The organism is Streptomyces sp. NPDC058157 (assembly GCF_042884105.1).
Classification (GTDB): domain Bacteria; phylum Actinomycetota; class Actinomycetes; order Streptomycetales; family Streptomycetaceae; genus Streptomyces.
The window spans coordinates 1-21,394 of sequence record NZ_JBHVUQ010000132.1; the positions used below are offsets into that span (position 1 = coordinate 1).

Consider the following 21,394-nt stretch of genomic DNA (forward strand, 5'->3'; position numbering starts at 1 on the left):
AGCCAGGCCCGACACACCCGGACCCACCTCCAGGACCACACCCGCACCCTCGATACCCATCGAAGCCGCACCCGGATACACCCCCAACGCGATCAGCACGTCACGGAAGTTGACGCCCGCGGCGCGGACGGAGATCCGCACCTCGCCCGCACCCAGCACCCGCAGCGCCTCCGGGGAGGGGACGAGGGCGAGGTTCTCCAGGGTCCCGGCGCCGTCGACGTCGAGGGTCCAGGCGGGGGTGTCGGCGGGCGGGTGGAGCAGGTGGCCGGCGGCGCCGAGGCGCACCAGCCGCGGGGCGAGCGGGGCCCCGGAGCGGACGGCGACCTGCGGTTCGCCGGCGGCGAGCGCGGCGGTCACGGCGGCCGGGACGGCCGGGATCCCGCCGGTGGTGTCCGCGGCTTGCGTGCCGTCCAGGTCGACCAGGCCGAACCGGCCGGGGTTCTCGGACTGGGCGGTGCGCAGGAGGCCCCAGACGGCGGCGGCCGGCAGGTCGCGTACGTCTTCGGCGGCGCGGGTCGCGACGGCGCCTCGGGTCAGCAGGACGAGCCGGGAGTCCTCGCAGCGCGGGTCGGCGAGCCATTCGCGGACCAGTTCCAGTGCCGTGCGTGCCGTCTCGTGGACCGCACCGGGGACGCCTTCGGCGGTGTCGCCGTGGACGGCGGCGAACACGGTGGCGGGCAGCGGGGCCGTGGCGTCCGCGCGCAGCAGCGCGAGCAGCGCGGCCGGGTCGGCGTGGACGACGGGGGCCTCGCCGGTGGCCCGGGCGGCGTCGGCGGTGACGGGCAGTGGGGCCCATTCGAGCTGGTGCAGGGCGTCGTCACCGGTGGCGGCCGGGCGCAGCCGGGCGACGTCGACCGGCCTCAGGACGAGGGAGTCGACGGCGGCCACGGGCCGCCCCGAGCCGTCGGCGAGCAGCAGGGACACGGCGTCGGAGCCGGCCGCCTTCAGGACGACGCGCAGCGTGGTGGCGCCGGTGGCGTACAGGGAGGCGCCCGACCAGAGGAAGGGGAGCAGGCCGCGGCCGGAATCCTCGACGAGACCGCCGAGTCCGACGGCGTGGAGCGCCGCGTCGAGCAGTGCCGGGTGCAGGCCGAAGCGGCCGGCGTCGGCGGCCGCCTCCTCGGGCAGCTCCACCTCGGCGTGGACGGCGTCGGCGCTGCGCCAGGCTCGGCGCAGGCCGCGGAAGGCGGGCCCGTAGGCGAAGCCGGCTTCGGCGAGCTGTTCGTAGAGGCCGTCGACGGGCACCTCTTCGGCGCCGGCCGGCGGCCAGGCCTGGAGGTCGAAGGAGGCGGCGGGGGCGGCCGGGGCCACCACGCCGGTGACGTGCCGGGTCCAGGGCTCCTCGAACGCGGAGGTGTCGGGGCGTGCGTACGCGGTGAGGGTGCGGCGTCCGCCGTCCTCCTCGGGGCCGAGGACGACCTGGAGGTGGACCGCGCTGCCCGGGGGCAGGGTGAGCGGGGTCTCCAGGGCGAGTTCTTCGAGGTGGCCGCAGCCGAGCTGGTCGCCGGCGCGGACGGCGATCTCCACCCAGGCGGTGCCGGGCACGATGACCGTGCCGCCGACCGCGTGGTCGGCGAGCCAGGGGTGGGTGCGGGTGGAGAGGCGGCCGGTGAGCAGGGCTCCCTCGCCGTCGGCGAGTGCGACGGCGGCGCCGAGGAGGGGGTGGCCGGCCGGTGCGAGTCCGAGGCCCTTCGCGTCGCCCGTCCAGCCGCCGCGGTTGCCGGGCCAGTAGCGCTCGTGCTGGAAGGCGTACGTGGGCAGGTCGACGCGGCGCGCGCCGGTCCCGGCGAAGAAGGCCGTCCAGTCGACGCCGGCGCCGTGGACGTGGGCGGTGGCCAGGGCGCGCAGGAGCGCCTCGCGGGCGTCGCGGCCCGTGCGCTGGACGGGGACGAAGACGGCGTCGGCGCATTCGGCGCCCATGGCGGCGAGGACGGCGTCCGGGCCGAGTTCGACGAACCGGGTGACGCCCTGGGCGTGCAGGGTGGTGACGCCGTCGGCGAAGCGGACGGCCTCGCGGACGTGGCGCACCCAGTACTCCGGCGAGCAGAGGTCTTCCGCCGAAGCCACCTCACCCGTGAGGTTCGAGACGATGTCGAGGGCCGGCGCGGTGAAGGTGACGGAGTCCAGGACCGTGCGGAACTCGTCCAGCATCGGGTCCATCAGCGGGGAGTGGAAGGCGTGGCTGACGGTCAGCCGCTTGGTCTTCACCCCCTGGTCGGCGAGCAGGCCCGCGATCTCGGCGACGGCGTCGGCCGCACCCGAGACGACGACCGAGGAAGGCCCGTTGACGGCGGCAATGCTGACGTCCCCGTACCCGGCGACCAGCTCGGCGACCTCCGCCTCCGGGGCGCGTACGGAGACCATGGCGCCGCCCGCGGGCAGCGCCTGCATCAGCCGGCCGCGCGCCACGACCAGACGGGCCGCGTCCTCCAACGAGAACACCCCCGCCACATGCGCGGCGGCGATCTCGCCGACGGAGTGCCCGAGGAGGTGGTCGGGCTTGACGCCCCAGCTCTCCACGAGCCGGTACAGGGCCACTTCGAGCGCGAACAGGGCCGGCTGCGTGTACTCGGTGCGGTCCAGGTCCGCGGAATCCTCGGCGAACATGACCTCCAGCAGCGGGCGGTCCAGTTCCGGGTCCGTGTGGGCGCAGACCTGGTCGAGGGCCTCGGCGAAGACGGGGAAGGCGCCGTACAGCTCCCGGCCCATGGCGGCGCGCTGGCCGCCCTGGCCGGTGAAGAGAAACGCGGTGCGGCCCTCGGCGTCGGCGGTCGCGGTGAGGACGTGCGGCAGTTCGCGGCCCTCGGCGAGCGCGGCCAGGCCCTCGGCGAGGGCGGCCCGGTCGTCGGCGAGGACGACGGCCCGGTGGTCGAAGGCGGTGCGGGTGGTGGCCAGCGCGTGGGCCAGGTCGAGGAGGTCCGGGCCGTCGGGCAGCTCGTGCAGGGCGGCGGCCTGGGCGCGCAGCGCGGGTGCGCCGCGGCCGGAGACCAGCACGGGCAGCGGGCCGGCGGGGGGCGCGGTCTCCTGGGGGGCGGGGTCGGCGGGGTCGGCGGGCGGGGCTTCCTCGACGATGACGTGGGCGTTGGTGCCGCTGACGCCGAAGGAGGAGACGGCGGCGCGGCGCGGCCGGTCCTCGCGGGCCGGCCACTGCCGTTCCTCGGTGAGCAGGCGGACGGCGCCGGAGGCCCAGTCGACGTGCGGGGTCGGCTCGTCGACGTGGAGGGTGCGCGGCATCAGCCCGTGGCGCATGGCCAGGACCGTCTTGATGATGCCGCCGACGCCTGCGGCGGCCTGGGCGTGGCCGATGTTCGACTTCAGCGAGCCGAGCCACAGGGGGTCGTCGGCGTCGCGCTCCTGGCCGTAGGTGGCGAGGAGGGCCTGGGCCTCGATGGGGTCGCCGAGGGTGGTGCCGGTGCCGTGCGCCTCGACGAGGTCGACCTCCGCGGAGGTGAGGCCGGCGGCGGCGAGGGCCTGGCGGATGACGCGCTGCTGGGCGGGGCCGTTGGGGGCGGTGAGGCCGTTGGAGGCGCCGTCCTGGTTGATGGCGGAGCCCCGGACGACGGCGAGGACCTGGTGGCCGTTGCGGCGGGCGTCGGAGAGGCGTTCGACGAGGAGCACGCCGACGCCCTCGGCCCAGCCGGTGCCGTCGGCGGCGCCCGCGAAGGACTTGCAGCGGCCGTCGAGGGCGAGGCCGCGCTGGCGGGAGAAGTCGACGAAGGTGGACGGGGTGGCCATCACCATGGCGCCGCCGACGACGGCGAGCGAGCATTCGCCGCCGCGCAGGGCCTGCGCGGCGAGGTGGAGGGCGACGAGGGAGGAGGAGCAGGCGGTGTCGACGGTGATCGCCGGGCCCTCCAGGCCGAGCGCGTAGGAGACCCGGCCGGAGACGACGCTGGCCGCGTTGCCGGTGCCGAGGTAGCCCTCGGCGGCTTCCGGGGCCGCCATCAGCAGGGACGGGTAGTCCTGGCCGTTGGTGCCGGCGAAGACGCCGGTGGCGCTGCCGCGCAGGGTCTGGGGGTCGATGCCGGCACGTTCGACGGCCTCCCAGACGGTCTCCAGGAGGAGGCGCTGCTGCGGGTCCATGGCGAGGGCCTCGCGCGGCGAGATCCCGAAGAACGCGGCGTCGAACGCGCCGGCGCCGGTGAGGAAGCCGCCCTCCTTGGCGTAGGAGGTGCCGGGGTGGTCGGGGTCGGGGTGGTAGAGCCGTTCCAGGTCCCAGCCCCGGTCGTCGGGGAACTCGGCGACGGCGTCGGTGCCGGAGGCGACGAGGTCCCACAGCTGTTCGGGGCTGCCGACGCCGCCGGGGTAGCGGCAGCCCATGCCGACGATCGCGATCGGGTCGTCGTCGGCGGCGGTGGCCAGGCCGGCCGCGGCGACGACGTCCTCGCCGGTGCCGAAGAGTTCGCCGCGCAGGTAGTCGGCGAGGACCCGGGGGGTGGGGTAGTCGAAGACCATGGTGGTGGGCAGGCGCAGGCCGGTGGCGGCGCCGAGCCGGTTGCGCAGTTCGACGGCGGTCAGCGAGTCGAAGCCCAGTTCGCGGAAGGCCCGGCCGGCGGGCATGGCCTCGGCGGAGGCGTGGCCGAGGACCTCGGCCGCCTGGGTGCGGACCAGTTCCAGCAGGACGCGGTCGCGTTCGCCTGCGGACAGGCCGGTGAGGCGGCCCTTGAGGAGGGCCGTGTGCTCGGCGCCGTCGGGGACGGCGCTCTGCTCGGCGAGCGCCAGGCGCACCTCGGCGAGGTCGCCGATGAAGGGGCGCGGGCGGGCGGAGGTGAAGGCGGGGACGAACCGCTCCCAGTCCACGTCGGCGACGGCCGTGAGGGTCTCGTCGCCGACGACGGCCCGCTCCAGGGCGGTGACGGCGTGCTCCGGGTCCATGGCGGGCAGGCCGCGGCGGCGCAGGTGCTCCCCCGCGTGGCCGTCGGCCATGCCGCCGCCGCCCCAGGCGCCCCAGGCCACGGAGGTGGCGGGCAGGCCGCGGTCGCGGCGGTTGCGGGCCAGGGCGTCGAGGTGGGCGTTGGCCGCGGCGTACGCGCCCTGGTCCCCGCTGCCCCAGATGCTGCTGATGGAGGAGTAGAGGACGAAGGCGTCCAGGTCGTCGGGGCCGGCGAAGACGGTGTCGAGGTTGGCGGCGCCGAGGACCTTGGCGTGCAGGATCTCGGCGAGGTGGCGGGGCTCGGTGTCGGTGAGCGGGAACAGCTGGCCGACGCCGGCGGTGTGCACGACGGAACGCACGGGGGTGCCCCGGTCGGCGAGGCCGGCGACGAGTGCGCGCAGGGCGGTGAGGTCGGCGACGTCGCAGGCGGTGATGGTGACGGTGGCGCCGCGGGCCTCGAGGTCCTCGCGCAGGGCGCGGGCTTCGGGGGCGTCGGGTCCGCGCCGGCTGGTCAGGACGAGGTGTTCGGCGCCCCGGTCGGCGAGGCGGCGGGCGATGCGGGCGCCGAGCGCGCCGGTACCGCCGGTGACCAGGACGGTGCCGCGCGGGGTCCAGCCCTCGGTGGGCGCGGCCGCGGCGGCGGGGCGCACGAGGCGGGGTACGTAGGTGCCGGCGGCGCGGACGGCCGCCTGGTCCTCCCCGTCGGCGGCGGCGAGCACCGCGGCCAGGCGGGCGCGGGCCCGCGGGTCGAGGGCGGCGGGCAGGTCGACGAGGCCGCCCCAGCGGTCGGGGTGTTCGAGGGCGGCGACCTTGCCCAGGCCCCAGACCTGGGCCTGTACGGGGCTGGTGAGCGTGTCGGAGCGGCCGGTGGCGGCGGCGCCGCGGGTGGCGCACCACAGCCGGGCGGTCACCTCGGCGTCGCCGAGGGCCTGGACGAGGGCGAGGGTGGCGGCGAGGCCCGCGCGCACCACGCCGGCGCCCTCGGGCAGGAGGGTCTCGTCCAGGGCGAGGAGCGAGAGCACTCCGGCGAACCGGTCCCCGTCGGGGGCGGCTTCGGCGAGGGCGGCGGCGAGGCCGGCGCGGCCGGTGCCGGCGGCGGGGACCTCCAGGCGCGTCACGGTGGCGCCGGATTCCTCGAGGGTGGTGACGGATCCGGTGACGGCCGGGTCGTCGGCGTGCCCGGCGGGGACGACGACGAGCCACTGGCCGGAGGGTGTGGCGGTGCTCTTCTCGACGAGCGGCTTCCAGGCGACGGCGTAGCGCCAGCCGTCGACGACGGAGCGCTCGCGCTGCCGCTTGCGCCACGAGGAGAGCACGGGGAGCACGGCGTCGAGGAGGGGGCGCGCGGACTCCTCCGCGGCGACGGCCTGCGACAGCGCCTCGAGGTCCTGTTCCTCGACCGCGGCCCAGAACTCGGCGTCGGCCGGGTCCCCGGCCGACGCTGCGGCCGGGGACGCGGCGGGCGCGGGGGCGGTGGGCCAGTAGCGCTCGTGCTGGAAGGCGTAGGTGGGCAGTTCGGTGCGGCGGGCGCCGGTGGCGGCGAAGAAGGCGGACCAGTCGACGGTGACGCCGTGGACGTGGGCGCGGCCGAGGGCGGCGACGGCCGACTCGGCCTCCTCGCGGCCCTTGCGCAGCACGGGTGCGTACACGGCGTCGGGGGCGGTGTCGGCTGCCATGGCGGACAGGACGCCGTCCGGGCCGAGTTCGACGAAGCGGGTGACGCCCTGGCCGTGGAGGGCGGCGACGCCGTCGGCGAAGCGGACGGCTTCGCGGACGTGGCGCACCCAGTAGTCGGCGGAGCACAGGTCCTCGGCGGAGGCCGGCTCGCCCGTGAGGTTCGAGACGAGGGGGATGGCGGGCGCCGCGTACGCGACGGTCTCGGCGACCTCGCGGAAGGCGTCGAGCATCGGCTCCATGAGCGGGGAGTGGAAGGCGTGGCTGACGGTCAGCCGCTTCGTCTTCACCCCCCGGTCGGCGAGCAGGCCCGCGATCTCGGCGACGGCGTCGGCCGCACCCGAGACGACGACCGAGGAAGGCCCGTTGACGGCGGCGACGCTGACGTCCCCGTACCCGGCGACCAGCTCGGCGACCTCCGCCTCCGGGGCGCGTACGGAGACCATGGCGCCGCCCGCGGGCAGCGCCTGCATCAGCCGGCCGCGCGCCACGACCAGACGGGCCGCGTCCTCCAACGAGAACACCCCCGCCACATGCGCGGCGGCGATCTCGCCGACCGAATGCCCGAGGAGGTGGTCGGGCTTGACGCCCCAGCTCTCGACGAGCCGGTACAGGGCCACTTCGAGGGCGAACAGGGCGGGCTGGGTGAACTCGGTGCGGTCGAGCGCGGTGGGGTCCTCCGCGAACATGACCTCCCGCAGGGAGCACCCCAGCCGCGGGTCCACGGCCGCGCAGACCTGGTCGAGGGCCTCGGCGAAGACGGGGAAGGCGCCGTACAGCTCCCGGCCCGCGCCGGCGCGCTGGGCGCCCTGGCCGGTGAAGAGGAAGGCGGTGCGGCCGGCGACCGGCTGTCCGAGGGTGCCGCCGCCCTGGGCGAGTGCCTCGACGGCCTCCAGCAGGGCGGCCGGGTCACGGCCGACGAGTACGGCCCGGTGTTCGAAGGCGTGCCGGGTGGTGGCCAGGGAGACGCCGACGTCGGCGGGGTCCAGTCCGAGGTGGACGCGCAGGAACCCGGCGAGGCGTTCGGCCTGGGCCCGGACGCCCGCTTCGGAGCGGCTGGACAGCACCCATGGCACGACGGCGCCGCGGGCGGCGGGTTCGGGGTCCGGCCGGCTTTCGGCGCGGGCCTCTTCGACGATGACGTGGGCGTTGGTGCCGCTGATGCCGAACGAGGAGACGCCGGCCCGGCGGGGGCGGTCCTCGCGGACGGGCCAGGTCCGCCGCTCGGTGAGCAGTTCGACGCGGCCGGCGGTCCAGTCGACGTGCGAGGACGGCTCGTCGACGTGCAGCGTCTTGGGCAGCACGCCGCGGCGCATCGCCTCGACCATCTTGATGACGCCGGCGACGCCGGCGGCGGCTTGGGTGTGGCCGATGTTCGACTTGACGGAGCCGAGCCACAGCGGGTCGTCGGCGTCGCGGCCCTGGCCGTAGGTGGCGAGGAGGGCCTGCGCCTCGATGGGGTCGCCGAGCGCGGTGCCGGTGCCGTGGGCCTCGACCGCGTCGATCTGGTCGGAGGACAGGCGGGCGTCGGCGAGGGCCTGGCGGATGACCCGCTGCTGGGAGGGGCCGCTGGGGGCGGTGAGGCCGTTGGAGGCGCCGTCCTGGTTGACGGCGGAGCCGCGGATCACGGCGAGGACGGGGTGGCCGTTGCGGCGGGCGTCGGAGAGCTTCTCGACGACCAGCAGGCCGACGCCCTCGGCCATGCCCATGCCGTCGGCGGCCTCGGCGAACGCCTTGCAGCGCCCGTCGCGGGCGAGGGCGCGCTGGCGGCTGAACTCCAGGAATCCGCCGGGGTTGGACATGACGGTGACGCCGCCGGCGAGCGCCAGCGAGCAGTCGTCGTTGCGCAGCGCCTGGCAGGCGGTGTGCAGGGCGACGAGGGACGAGGAGCAGGCCGTGTCGAGGGTGACGGCCGGCCCTTCGAGGCCGAGGGTGTAGGAGAGGCGGCCGGAGAGCACCGAGGTGACGCTGCCGGTGAGGGCGTGCCCCTCGGAGCCGTCGCCGGAGCGGCCGAGGCCGATGCCGTAGCCCTGCGCCGCCGCGCCGACGAAGACGCCGGTGCGGCTGCCGCGCAGCGCGGCGGGGCCCAGGCCGGCCCGTTCGAACGCCTCCCAGGAGGTCTCCAGCAGCAGGCGCTGCTGGGGGTCCATGGCGAGGGCCTCGCGGGGGGAGATCCCGAAGAAGGCGGGGTCGAAGTCGGCGACGCCGTCGAGGAAGCCGCCTTCGCGCGCGTACGTCGTACCCGGGTGGTCCGGGTCCGGGTCGTACAGCCGCTCCAGGTCCCAGCCGCGGTCGGCCGGGAACCCGGAGACGGCGTCGCCCTCGGCGGACAGGAGCTGCCACAGGTCCTCCGGGGAGCTGACGCCCCCAGGGAAGCGGCAGCCCATCCCGATGATGGCGATGGGCTCCTGCTCCTCGGACTCCACGTCACGCAGCCGCTGACGCGTCTGGTGCAGTTCGGCTACCACCCTGGTGAGGTATTCCCGAAGCTTTTCCTCGTCCGCCATCGAACGTCGCTCCCCTTGAGTTGGTCAGTAGGTCCAGGACTGGCCGGCTCAGGGGGTCGGGGGTGCCGGAAGCTCAGAAAGCTCCCAGGTCCCGGTCGATGAGGTCGAAGAGCTCGTCGTTCGTCGCCGCTCCGAGCTGCTCGACGACCGAGGAGGCGTTGCTCAGCGACTCCGTGCCCTTAGCCAGCTTCGCGAGCAGTGATTCGAGCCGCATGACGATCCGGACCCTGCCGATGTCATCGCTCTCCCTCAGCGCCAGCGCTGCTTCCAGCCGGTCGATCTCGTCGACGGACATCAGGCCGGCGTCGGCGTCGCCGCCGACGAGTTCCCCGCGCAGGTAGTCGGCCAGCCCTGCCGGGCTGGGGTGATCGAATACCAGCGTGGTCGGCAACCGCAGTCCGGTGGCCGCCGTCAGGCGGTTGCGCAGTTCCACGGCGGTCAACGAGTCGAAGCCGAAGTCCCGGAACGCCCGCGTGGGTTCCACGGCGTCGGCATTCGGATGTCCGAGTACCGCCGCCGCCTGTGTCCGTACGAGATCCAGGATGGCCGCCGGGCGTTCGTCCTCCGCTAGTGCCGCGATATGACGGCGGAACCCGGCCGCGGAGTCGTTCTGCGCCTGGTCGGCGTCGGCGTCGGCGGCCTCCAGGACCCGCTGGACCTGCGGCAGGTCGCCGATGAGGGGGCGGTTGCGGGCCACGCAGAAGGCCGGGACGAAACGGTCCCAGTCCACGTCGGCGACGGCGACGAAGGTGTCGTCGAGGTCGAGGGCCCGCTGGAGGGCCACCATGGCGGGCTCCGGGGTGATCAGGGGTACGCCGCGCCGCCGCAGCTGCTCGTGGGCCTCCTCGCTGACCATGCCGCCGGCCGCCCAGGGGCCCCAGGCCACGGAGAGGACGGGGGCGCCCTCGGCCCGGCGCCGCTCGGCGAGCGCGTCGAGGTGGGCGTTGGCGGCGGCGTACGCGCCGTGGTCGCCGACGCCCCACACACCGGCGATGGACGAGAAGTAGACGACCGCGTCGAGCGTCGCCGGGTCGAGGAGCTCGTCGAAGTGACGGGCGCCGGCGACCTTGCCGGAGGCGATGCGTGCGAACTCGGCGACGTCGGTGGCGACGAGCGGGAGGAGGTGTCCGACGCCCGCGGTGTGCATGACGGCCCGGACGGGGTCGCCGGCGTCCGCGAGGGAACGGACCAGCCGGGCCACGGAGTCCCGGTCGGCGACGTCGCAGGCGGCGATCGTCACTCGTGCCCCGGCGGCGGTGAGCCGGGCGCGCAGCTCGTCGGCGCCGGGTGCCAGCTCGCCGCGGCGGCTGGTGAGCACGATGTGCTCGGCTCCGCGTTCGGCGAGCCAGTCGGCGACGTGGCCGCCCAGCGCGCCGGTGCCACCGGTGACCACGACGGTCCCGGTGGGCCGCCACTGGCGGACGGCCGCGTCGCGGGCGGACCCGGCGGGGGCGAGCCTGCGGCCGAAGACCCCGCCGGAGCGCACCGCGAGCTGGTCCTCGTCGTCGGGCCGGGCCAGGGCCTCGACGAGCCGGGTCAGCGCCCGCTCGTCGACGTCCTCCGGCAGGTCGACCAGGCCGCCCCAGAAGGCCGCGTGCTCGAGCGAGGCGACCCTGGCCATGCCCCAGGTCTGCGCCTGGGCGGGCCGCGCCGGAGGTTCGTCGGCGCGTACGGCGACCGCGCCCCGGGTCACGGACCACAGCGGGACCCGGGCGGCGGCGTCCGCCATCGCCTGGATGAGCAGCAGCCCGGTGAAGACGCCGTCGGGCAGCGCCGGTTCGGCGGCGTGCGGCGTGTCGTCGAGGGCGAGCAGGGACAGGACGCCGTGTACGGGTTCCGGCGCGGCCAGCAGCTGCGTGAGCCGGGCGGCGAGCTCGGCCCGGGTGCCGTCGGCGACGGCGACGGGCACGACGACCGGGTGGGCGCCGCGGGCCTCCAGGGTGCGCAGGCACCCGGCGACGAGCTCGGCGGCGGTGCCGGCGGCCGGGACCGCGACGATCCAGGTCCCGTCGAGGCGGGCGCCCGTGGCCTCGGTGAGAGGCTTCCAGGCGACCTTGTAGCGCCAGCCGTCCACCGCGGACTGCTCGCGGCGTTCGCGCCGCCAGTGGGACAGCGCGGGCAGCACGGCCTTGAGCGACGTGCCGTCCTCGACGTCGAGGGTGGCGGTCAGCGCGTCCAGGTCCTCGCTCTCGACGGCCTCCCAGAAGGCGGCGTCCGCCGGGTCGGCGGCGGCCTGCCCGGTTTCCTCCGCTGTCTTGGGCTGCGGCCAGAAGCGCTGGTGCTGGAAGGCGTAGGTGGGCAGGTCGGTGCGCCGGGCGCCGGTGCCGTCGAAGACGGCCGTCCAGTCGACGGTGGCACCGTTGACCCAGGCCTCGGCGAGGGAGGTGAACAGGCGGCGCAGGTCGCCTTCGTCACGCCGCAGCGAGCCGAGCGCGAGGGCGTCCATCTCCGCGAGGCCGACGGCGAGCACGGGGTGCGGGCTGGATTCGATGAACAGCCGGTGCCCGTCGGCCAGGGCCGCCTTCACGGCCTGCTCGAACAGGACGGTGTTGCGCAGGTTCCGGTACCAGTAGCCGCCGTCCAGCTCGGTCCCGTCCAGCAGCTCACCCGTCAGGGTCGAATACATGGGGACCGATGCCTGGCGCGGGTTCAGACCGGACAGCAGGTCGGCCAGTTCGGCTTCGAGCTTCTCCACGTGGGCACAGTGCGAGGCGTACTCCACCGCCACACGACGGGCCCGGACACCCTCCGCTTCGAGGACGGCGACGAGTTCCTCGCAGGCGTCCGCGTCACCGGAGACCACCGTGGAGACGGGGCCGTTGACGGCGGCGACGGCCAGGCGGTCTCCGAAGGAGGCGGCGATCCGTTCGGCCGCGTCAGCGGCCGGGAGGCCGACGGAGACCATGCCGCCGAGACCGGCGATGGCGTCGATCGCCTGGCTCCGCAGGGCCACCACCTTCGCGGCGTCCTCCAGCGAGAGCGCCCCCGCGACACAGGCCGCGGCGATCTCGCCCTGGGAGTGGCCGATCACGGCCGCGGGCTCGACGCCGTAGGACTTCCAGACCTCGGCCAGCGCCACCATCACCGCGAACAGCAACGGCTGGACGACGTCGACCCCTTCGAGGGCGGAGTCGGAGCGCAGGACCTCGGTCAGGGACCAGTCGACATGGGGCGCCAGGGCCGCCTCGCACTCCGCGATCCGCGCCGCGAACACCGGCGAGGAGTCGAGGAGGCCGACGGCCATGCCGACCCATTGCGAACCCTGCCCCGGGAAGACGAACACCGGGCCGGTGTCCACCGCGGTGGCGGGGACGTGGCCGCGGACCGTGCCGGGCGCCTCGCGGCCCTCGGCCAGGGCGGTCAGGGAGTCCGTGAAGTGCGGTCCGAGGACGACGGCGCGGTGTTCCAGTGCGGCGCGCGTGGTCGCCAGGGACAGGCCCACGTCGACCGCCCGGGCCCCGGCGTCCGCCTCGGCGGCGAGCCGGGCGGCCTGGGCGCGCAGGGCGGCCCCGGTCTTGCCGGACAGCGGCCACGGCACGGCCGGGAGCTCGGTGGCGGGGGCCTGCGGCTGCGGCGCGGGGGCGGGCCGTTCGGGGGCCTGCTCCAGGATGACGTGCGCGTTGGTGCCGCTCACGCCGAAGGAGGAGACGCCCGCGCGGCGCGGACGCCCGGCCTCCGGCCAGTCCCGCGCCTCGGTCAGCAGCCGGACCGTGCCGGCCGACCAGTCCACGTGCGGGGTCGGCTCGTCCACGTGCAGGGTCTGCGGCAGCACGCCGTGGTGGAGCGACATCACCATCTTGATGACGCCCGCGACGCCCGCGGCCGCCTGGGTGTGCCCCAGGTTGGACTTGATCGAGCCGAGGTAGAGCGGCCGGTCCGCCGGGCGCTCCTCGCCGTACGTGGCGATCAGCGCCTGCGCCTCGATGGGGTCGCCCAGCGTGGTGCCGGTGCCGTGCGCCTCGACCGCGTCGACGTCGGCGGTGGTCAGCCGGGCCGAGGCGAGGGCCTGGCGGATGACGCGCTGCTGGGACGGGCCGTTGGGGGCGGTCAGGCCGTTGGAGGCGCCGTCCTGGTTGACGGCGGAGCCGCGGACCACCGCGAGGACCGGGTGGCCGTTCCTGCGGGCGTCCGAGAGGCGTTCGACGAGCAGCATGCCGACGCCCTCGCCCCAGCCGGTGCCGTCCGCCGCGGCCGCGAAGGGCTTGCAGCGGCCGTTGGCGGCCAGTCCGCCCTGCTTGGTGAACTCCACGAACGCGCCCGGGATGGACATCACGGTCACACCGCCGGCCAGGGCCAGGGAGCATTCACCGTTGCGCAGCGCCTGCGCCGCCAGGTGCAGGGCGACCAGCGACGACGAGCAGCCCGTGTCGATGGTGACGGCCGGCCCCTCCAGGCCGAAGGTGTAGGAGATGCGGCCGGAGACGACGCTGGCCGCGTTGCTGGTCAGGGCGTAGCCGCCCTGGCTCTCCGGGTCGGCCATCAGCAGCGCGCCGTAGTCCTGGCCGTTGGTGCCGGTGAAGACGCCGGTGGCGGTGGAGCGCAGCGAGACGGGGTCGATCCCGGCCCGCTCGAAGACCTCCCAGGAGGTTTCCAGCAGCAGGCGCTGCTGGGGGTCCATGGCGAGGGCCTCGCGCGGGGAGATCCCGAACAGGGTGGGGTCGAACGCGGGGGCGTCGTAGAGGAAACCGCCCTCGGCGGCCCCGGAGGAGCCGTCGCGGCCGGTGAGCCGCTCAAGGTCCCAGCCGCGGTCGGCGGGGAAGGCGGAGACGGCGTCGACCCCGCCCTCGACCAGCTGCCACAGCTGTTCGGGCGAGCCGACCCCACCGGGGAAGCGGCAGCTCATGCCGACGATGACGATCGGGTCGTCGTCGGCCGCGACGGGGGCCGCCGCCGGCAGGGCCGCACGGTCCCCGTCGGCCGTGCCGAACATCTCGTCGTGCAGCCGCCGGGCCAGCGCCGTCGGCGTGGGGTGGTCGAAGCCGATGGTGGTGGGCAGCCGCAGGCCGGTCGCGGCACCGAGCCGGTTGCGCAGTTCGACCGCCGTCAGCGAGTCGAAGCCGAGCTCGCGGAAGGCGCTCGCGGGCGCGACCGCGTCCAGGGAGTCGTGGCCGAGGACCTGTGCGGCCACGGTGCGTACGAGTTCCAGCAGGACGCGATGGCGTTCGGCGGCGCCCTTGGCGTCCAGGCGCTGCCGCAGCTCCCCGGCCGCGCCCTCGGGCGCGTCGGCCGCGTCGGCGTCCGCGCCCTGCGCGAGGGCGCTGCGCGCTTCGGGCAGGTCGGCGAGCAGGGCGCTCGGCCGGGACACCGTGAAGGTGGGCGCGAACCGCTCCCAGGCGATGTCGGCGACGGTCAGGCAGGTGTCGTCGTGGTCGAGGGCCTGCTGGAGGGCGGTGAGGGCGCGCTCCGGCGGCATGGGCGGCAGTCCGAGGCGGGCCAGCTGTTCGCCGGTGGCCCCGTCCGACATGCCCCCGCCGCCCCAGGTGGCCCAGGCGACCGAGGTGGCGGTGAGCCCGCGGGCGCGGCGGCTGCGGGCGAGGGCGTCCAGGTGGGCGTTGGCCGCCGCGTAGGCACCCTGGGTGGAGCCGCCCCACACCCCGGCGTTCGAGGAGAAGAGCACGAAGGCGTCGAGGCCGTCGCCGAAGGCCCGGTCCAGGTGGTCGGCGCCGGCGGCCTTGCCGGCCACGACGTCGGCGTAGGTGCGCACGTCGATGTCGTCGAGTGTGCCGCCGCCGCTCACGCCGGCGGCGTGTACGACGCCGCGGACGGTGTCGCCGCGTTCGGCGAGGCGTCCGGCCAGGGCCGCCACGGCCGCCCCGTCCGCCGCGTCGCAGGCTTCGACGGTGACGCGGGCGCCGAGGGCGGTGAGTTCCGCGGCCAGTTCCTGGGCGCCGGGTGCGTCGGGGCCGCGCCGGCTGGTCAGGACGAGGTGTTCGGCGCCGTTGGCGGCGAGCCAGCGGGCCACGTGGGCGCCGAGCGCCCCCGTACCGCCGGTGATCAGGGCGGTGCCGCGCGGCTGCCAGCGGGGTGCGGTGGCGGCGCGCTCGCCCAGCGCGGCGCGGACCAGGCGCCGGCCCAGCAGGCCGGTGCCGCGCACCGCCAGCTGGTCCTCGCCGTCCGTGCGGACCAGGGCCGCGGCGAGGTCGTCCCACGTCCGCTCGTCGTCCGTCGCGGGGAGGTCGACCAGACCGCCCCAGCGGGCGGGGTGTTCCAGTGCGGCCACCCGGCCGAGGCCCCAGACCTGTGCCTGGAGCGGGTCGGGCTGCTCGCCGTTCCCGGCGCCGCCCTCCGACGGGTCCACGGCGCCACGGGTGACGCACCACAGCGGCGCCTCGATCTCCGCGTCGCCCAGCGCCTGCAGCAGCACCAGGGTGGCGGCCGCGCCGGCGCCGGCGGAGGCGCCGTCGACCGGTGCCGCGCCGCCCAGGGCCAGCAGCGAGACGACGCCGCGGAAGCCGGTCTCCCCGGTCGCCTCGGCGAGCCGGCCGGCCAGGGCCGCCCGCTCCGCGCCGTGGTCCCGGTCGGGTGCGGGCACCGGCACGGCGACGGGCACGAGGTCCATGCCGCGTGCCGTGAGGGCGGCGACGGCGTCGCCGGCCGGGCCCGCGTCCCCGCCCTCGGGCACGGCCACCAGCCAGGTGCCGGTGGGGGTGTGCGTGCGGGGGGAGGCGGGGAGCCGCTTCCAGGCGACCTTGTAGCGCCAGGTGTCGACGGCGGCCTGTTCGCGGCGTTCGCGGCGCCAGTGCGAGAGGGCGGGGAGCACGTCGCTCCAGGGCTGCTCGCCGGAGACGTCGAGGGTGGCGGTCAGCGCCTCCAGGTCCTCGCGTTCGACGGCTTCCCAGAAGGCCGTGTCCACCGGATCTGCTACGACGGCGGCCGCCGGGGCGACGGCCTTGGGCTGCGGCCAGAAGTGCCGGTGCTGGAAGGCATAGGTCGGCAGGTCCGTGCGCCGGGCGCCGGTGCCGTCGAAGGCCTTGGCCCAGTCGACGGTGGCACCGTTGACCCAGGCCTCGGCGAGCGAGGTGAACACCCGGCCCAGACCGCCCTCGTCACGGCGCAGCGAGCCGAGCGCGACGGGTTCGAGGCCGCCTTCCGGCGCATCGAACGCCTCGAACGTCTGCGACAGCCCGACGGCCAGGACCGGGTGCGGACTCGACTCGATGAACAGCCGGTACCCGTCGGCCAGAGCCGCGTTCACGCCCTGCTCGAACAGGACGGGGTTGCGCAGGTTCCGGTACCAGTACGCGCCGTCCAGCTCGGTCCCGTCCAGCAGCTCGCCCGTCAGGGTCGAGTACATGGGGACGGAAGACTGGCGGGGGTTCAGACCGGACAGGAGGTCGGCCAGTTCGGCTTCGAGCTTCTCCACGTGGGCACAGTGCGAGGCGTACTCCACCGCGACCCGGCGGGCCCGGATCCCCTCGGCTTCGAGGGTGGCGACGAGTTCCTCGCAGGCGTCCGCGTCGCCCGAGACCACCGTCGAAGACGGGCCGTTCACCGCGGCAACCGCCAGGCGGTCGCCGAAGGTCGCCGCGATCCGCTCCGCCGCGTCGGCGGCCGGGAGGCTGACGGAGACCATGCCGCCGAGACCGGCGATGGCGTCGATCGCCTGGCTGCGCAGGGCCACGACCTTGGCCGCGTCCTCCAGGGACAGCGCCCCGGCCACGCAGGCGGCGGCGATCTCACCCTGGGAATGGCCGATCACGGCCGCAGGCTCGACCCCGTAGGACTTCCAGACCTCGGCCAGCGCCACCATCACCGCGAAGAGAACGGGCTGCACCACGTCGACCCGCTCCAGCGGGTCATCCGAGCGCAGGACCTCGATCAGCGACCAGCCGACATAGGGCGCCAGGGCGGCCTCGCACTCCGCGATCCGCGCCGCGAACACCGGCGACGAGTCCAGCAGCCCGACGGCCATGCCGACCCACTGCGAACCCTGCCCCGGGAACACGAACACCGGGCGGGAAGATCCTGCGCCCGCGAAGCCGCGGACGACCTCGGGCAGGTCGGCGCCGTCGGCGAACGCCGTGGCGGCCGCCACCGGGTCGGCGCCGAGGACCACCGCACGGTGCTCCATCACCGCGCGGGTGGTGGCCAGGGACAGGCCGACGTCGGCCGGGTCCAGCTCGGGGTGGGCCCCGAACAGGGCGGCCAGGCGGGCGGCCTGACCCCGGAGGGCGCGCTCGCCCTTGGCCGACACGGGCAGCGGGACGGGGGTCGTGCGGGGCGGCAAGGACGGCCGCTCCGCACGGGGTGCGGCCTGCGGGGCCTGCTCCAGGATCACGTGGGCGTTGGTGCCGCTGATGCCGAACGAGGAGACGCCGGCCCGGCGCGGACGGCCGGTCTCCGGCCACTCCCGCTCCTGCGTCAGCAGCTCCACCGCACCCGCCGACCAGTCCACGTGCGGCGAAGGCTCGCCGACGTGCAGGGTCCTCGGCAGGACACCGTGCCGCATCGCCTCGACCATCTTGATGACGCCGCCGACGCCGGCGGCGGCCTGGGCATGGCCGATGTTGGACTTCAGGGAGCCGAGGTAGAGCGGCTCGTCGCCGGAACGTTCCTGCCCATACGTGGCCAGGAGCGCCTGCGCCTCGATCGGGTCACCCAGCGTCGTACCGGTGCCGTGCGCCTCCACCGCATCCACCTCGGCGGGGCCGAGCTTCGCGTTGGCCAGGGCCTGGCGGATGACGCGCTGCTGGGACGGGCCGTTGGGGGCGGTCAGCCCGTTCGAGGCCCCGTCCTGGTTGACCGCCGTACCGCGGATCACGGCCAGGACCTGGTGCCCGTTGCGCTCGGCGTCCGACAGGCGTTCCACGAGGATCATGCCGACGCCCTCGGACCAGCCCGTGCCGTCGGCGTCCGCGGAGAACGCCTTGCAGCGCCCGTCCGGCGCCAGGCCGCGCTGCTTGCTGAACTCCACGAACGTCGTCGGCGTCGCCATGACGGTCACACCGCCGGCGAGGGCCATCGAGCACTCGCCGCTGCGCAGCGCCTGGACGGCCCAGTGCAGGGCGACCAGGGACGAGGAGCAGGCGGTGTCGACGGTGACGGCGGGGCCTTCGAAGCCGAAGGTGTAGGAGACGCGGCCGGAGGCGATGCTGCCGAGGTTGCCCGTGCCCGCGTGTCCGACGACCTCGGCGGACGCGCTGTGCAGCCGGGTGACGTAGTCGTGGTACATGAGGCCGGTGAAGACGCCGGTCGCGCTGCCGCGCAGCACGGTCGGGTCGATGCCGGCGTGTTCGACGGCCTCCCAGGAGGCCTCCAGCAGCAGCCGCTGCTGGGGGTCCATGGCGAGGGCCTCGCGCGGCGAGATCCCGAAGAAGCCGGGGTCGAAGGCGGCCGCCTCGTGGAGGAAGCCGCCTTCGCGGACGTACGAGGGCGCGTCGGCCCCGGTGTCGCCGCCGGTCAGTGCGTCGAGGTCCCAGCCGCGGTCGGTCGGGAAGGCGGTGATGCCGTCGCCGCCCTCGGCGACGAGCCGCCACAGGTCGGCGGGGCCCGTGACCCCGCCGGGGAAGCGGCAGCTCATGCCGACGATCGCGATGGGTTCGTCGTCGCTCCGGCCGTGCGCCGTGGTGGTGCGCGGGGTGCCGGTCTCGGTGCCGAGGACCGTGGAGCGCACGAAGGCGGCCAGGGCGGAGAAGGTCGGGTAGTCGAAGACGAGGGTGGACGGCAGCCGCAGGCCGGTGGCCTTGGTGAGCCGGTTGCGCAGTTCGACGGCGGTCAGCGAGTCGAAGCCGAGTTCGGTGAAGGCCCGGTCGGCCTGCATCGCGTCGGGTGAGGCGTGCCCCAGGACGGCGGCGACGTGCGTGCGGACCAGTTCGAGGACCTGCCGCTCCTGCTCCTGCGCGGGGACGGCGAGCAGCCGCTCGCGGAGCGCGGAACCCGCTGCCGTGCCGCCGCCGTTGCCGGCGCTGCGGCGCAGCGGTGCGCGGACGAGTCCGCGCAGGACGGCCGGCAGGTCGCCGCCGGCCGCCCAGGAGCGCAGGCCGTCGGTCACGACCCGCATGGCGACGACGGCCGGGCTGCCGAGCTCCGGCGCGGTGTCGAAGAGGGCGAGGCCCTGGTCGGCCGTCAGGGGCGGGAGGCCCGCACGGGTCATGCGTTCGACGTCGGCCGCGGCGAGGGCCGCGCCCATGCCTGCGGTCTCCTCCCACAGGCCCCAGGCCAGGGAGGTCGCGGGCAGGCCGAGGGCGTGCCGGTGGGCGGCGAGGGCGTCGAGGAAGGAGTTCGCGGCCGCGTAGTTGGCCTGTCCCGCGCTGCCGAGCACGCCGGCGGCGGAGGAGAACAGCACGAAGGCGTCGAGGTCCAGTCCGGCGGTGAGCTCGTGCAGGTGCCAGGCCGCGTCGGCCTTGGCGCCCAGGACGGCGGCGAGCCGCTGCGGGGTCAGGGAGGAGACGACGCCGTCGTCGACCACGCCTGCGGCGTGGACGACACCCTTGACCGGGTGGGCCGCCAGCAGCGCTGCAAGCGCGTCCCGGTCGGCGACGTCGCAGGCGGCGACGGTCACCTCGGCGCCGAGGCCGCGCAGTTCGTCGCGCAGATCGGCGGCGCCGGGGGCGTCCGGGCCGCGCCGGCTCGCCAGCACCAGCTCGCGTACGCCGTGCGCGGTCACCAGGTGGCGGGCGACGATCGCGCCCAGGCCGCCGGTACCGCCGGTCACCAGGATCGGGCCGGTGCCGAAACCGCCGGCTTCCGGCTCGCCGGCCCGCTGCCGGGCACGGGTCAGGCGGGGCACGAACAGGCGCCCGTCGCGGAGCGCGACCTGTCCTTCGCCGGAGGCGGCGAGCGCGGCGGCCAGCTGCGGGGTCAGTGCGTCGCGGTCGTCCACGTCGACGAGGACGAAGCGGCCCGCACCCTCCGACTGGGCGGAGCGCACCAGTCCCCAGACGACGGACGCCGCCACGTCGGTGACCGCGTCGCCGTCGGTGGCGGCGACGGCGCCTCGGGTGACCAGGACCAGGGCGCGTTCTTCGTCCGCCCGGCCCTGCACCAGCTCCAGGGCCCGGGTCGCCAGCGCGAGCGCGGCCGCCGGCACGTCGGCGTCCTCGTCGCGGGAGGCCAGGTCGACGACGGCGGGGTCCTCGTCGCCGCTCTCGGCGGTGGCGAGGGCGGCCGGGGTCCAGTCCACCCGGAAGATCGAGTCGCGGCCCGCGCCGCCGGACGTGGCGGCCTGACCGTCGACGGGGCGCAGGGCAAGCGAGTCCACGGACAGCACGGCGCCGCCGCCGGCGTCCGCGACCTCCAGTGACACGGCGGCCTGGCCGGTACGGGTCAGGCGCACGCGCAGCCGTGCGGCGCCGGAGGCGTGCAGGGAGACTCCCGACCAGGCGAACGGCAGGTGGCCGCCCGCGGTCTCGTCGAGCAGCCCGCCCACGCCCAGCGCGTGCAGGGCGGCGTCGAGAAGCGCCGGGTGCAGGCCGAAGCGGCCCGCCTCACCGGCCGCGTCCTCGGGGAGGGCGACCTCGGCGAAGACCTCGTCGCCCGAACGCCAGACGGCCCTGAGGCCCTGGAACAGCGGGCCGTACGCGAACCCGGCCTCGGCGAGGCCCTCGTAGAGCCCCTCCAGCGGGACCTCGGCCGCGCCGGCCGGCGGCCACGCCGACAGGCCGGTCGCCGGGGCGGCCTGCTCGGCGCCCACGGCGCCGGAGGCGTGCCACACCCACGGCTCGTCGAACTCGGCCCCCTCCGGGCGGGAGAAGAACTCCACGGAGCGCAGGCCCGAGTCGTCCGCGGGCCCCACGACCAGCTGTACCTGGACACCGCCGGTCTCCGGCAGCACGAGCGGCGCCTCGATCGTCAGCTCCACCAGCCGGCCGCAGCCCACCTGGTCACCGGCCCGCACGGCCAGCTCGACGAAGGCGGTCCCCGGGAGGATCACCGTCCCGCCGACCGCGTGCTCCGCCAGCCACGGGTGGGACTGCACGGACAGCCGTCCGGTCAGCAGCACCTCGTCACCGCCGGCCAGCGACACGCAGGCGCCGAGCAGCGGGTGTTCCGCCGTCCCGAGCCCGAGCCCGGCCGGGTCGCCGTTGCCGCGGGCGGCCGGCTGCGGCCAGAAGTGCTGGTGCTGGAAGGCGTACGTCGGAACGTCGACGCGACGCGCGCCGGTCCCGGCGAAGAAGGCCTCCCAGTCGACCGGCACGCCGTGGGCGTACGCCTGACCCAGGGCGGCGACCACGGCTTCGGCCTCGCCGCGTCCCTTGCGCAGGACGGGGACGAAGACCACGTCCTCGACGCAGTCGACACCCATGGCGCAGAGCACGCCGTCGGGGCCGAGCTCCACGAAGCGGGTCACACCCTGCGAGTGGAGGGTGGCGACACCGTCGGCGAAGCGGACGGCCTCGCG

Annotated in this window: 2 protein-coding genes; both read right to left on the reverse strand. The window is 75.9% G+C overall.

The genetic code is table 11. The features are described from left to right. Positions 1 to 9,054, reverse strand: a 9,054-nt coding sequence (locus tag ACFVXK_RS27015) for a type I polyketide synthase (protein WP_389615985.1), incomplete at its 3' end; no start/stop codon positions are given. A 73-nt stretch (positions 9,055 to 9,127) separates the two neighbouring features. Further along, positions 9,128 to 21,343 (reverse strand): type I polyketide synthase, encoded by a 12,216-nt coding sequence (locus ACFVXK_RS27020; protein ID WP_389615989.1) that lies wholly within the window; start codon positions 21,341 to 21,343, stop codon positions 9,128 to 9,130. Between the last annotated feature and the right edge of the window lie 51 nt (positions 21,344 to 21,394).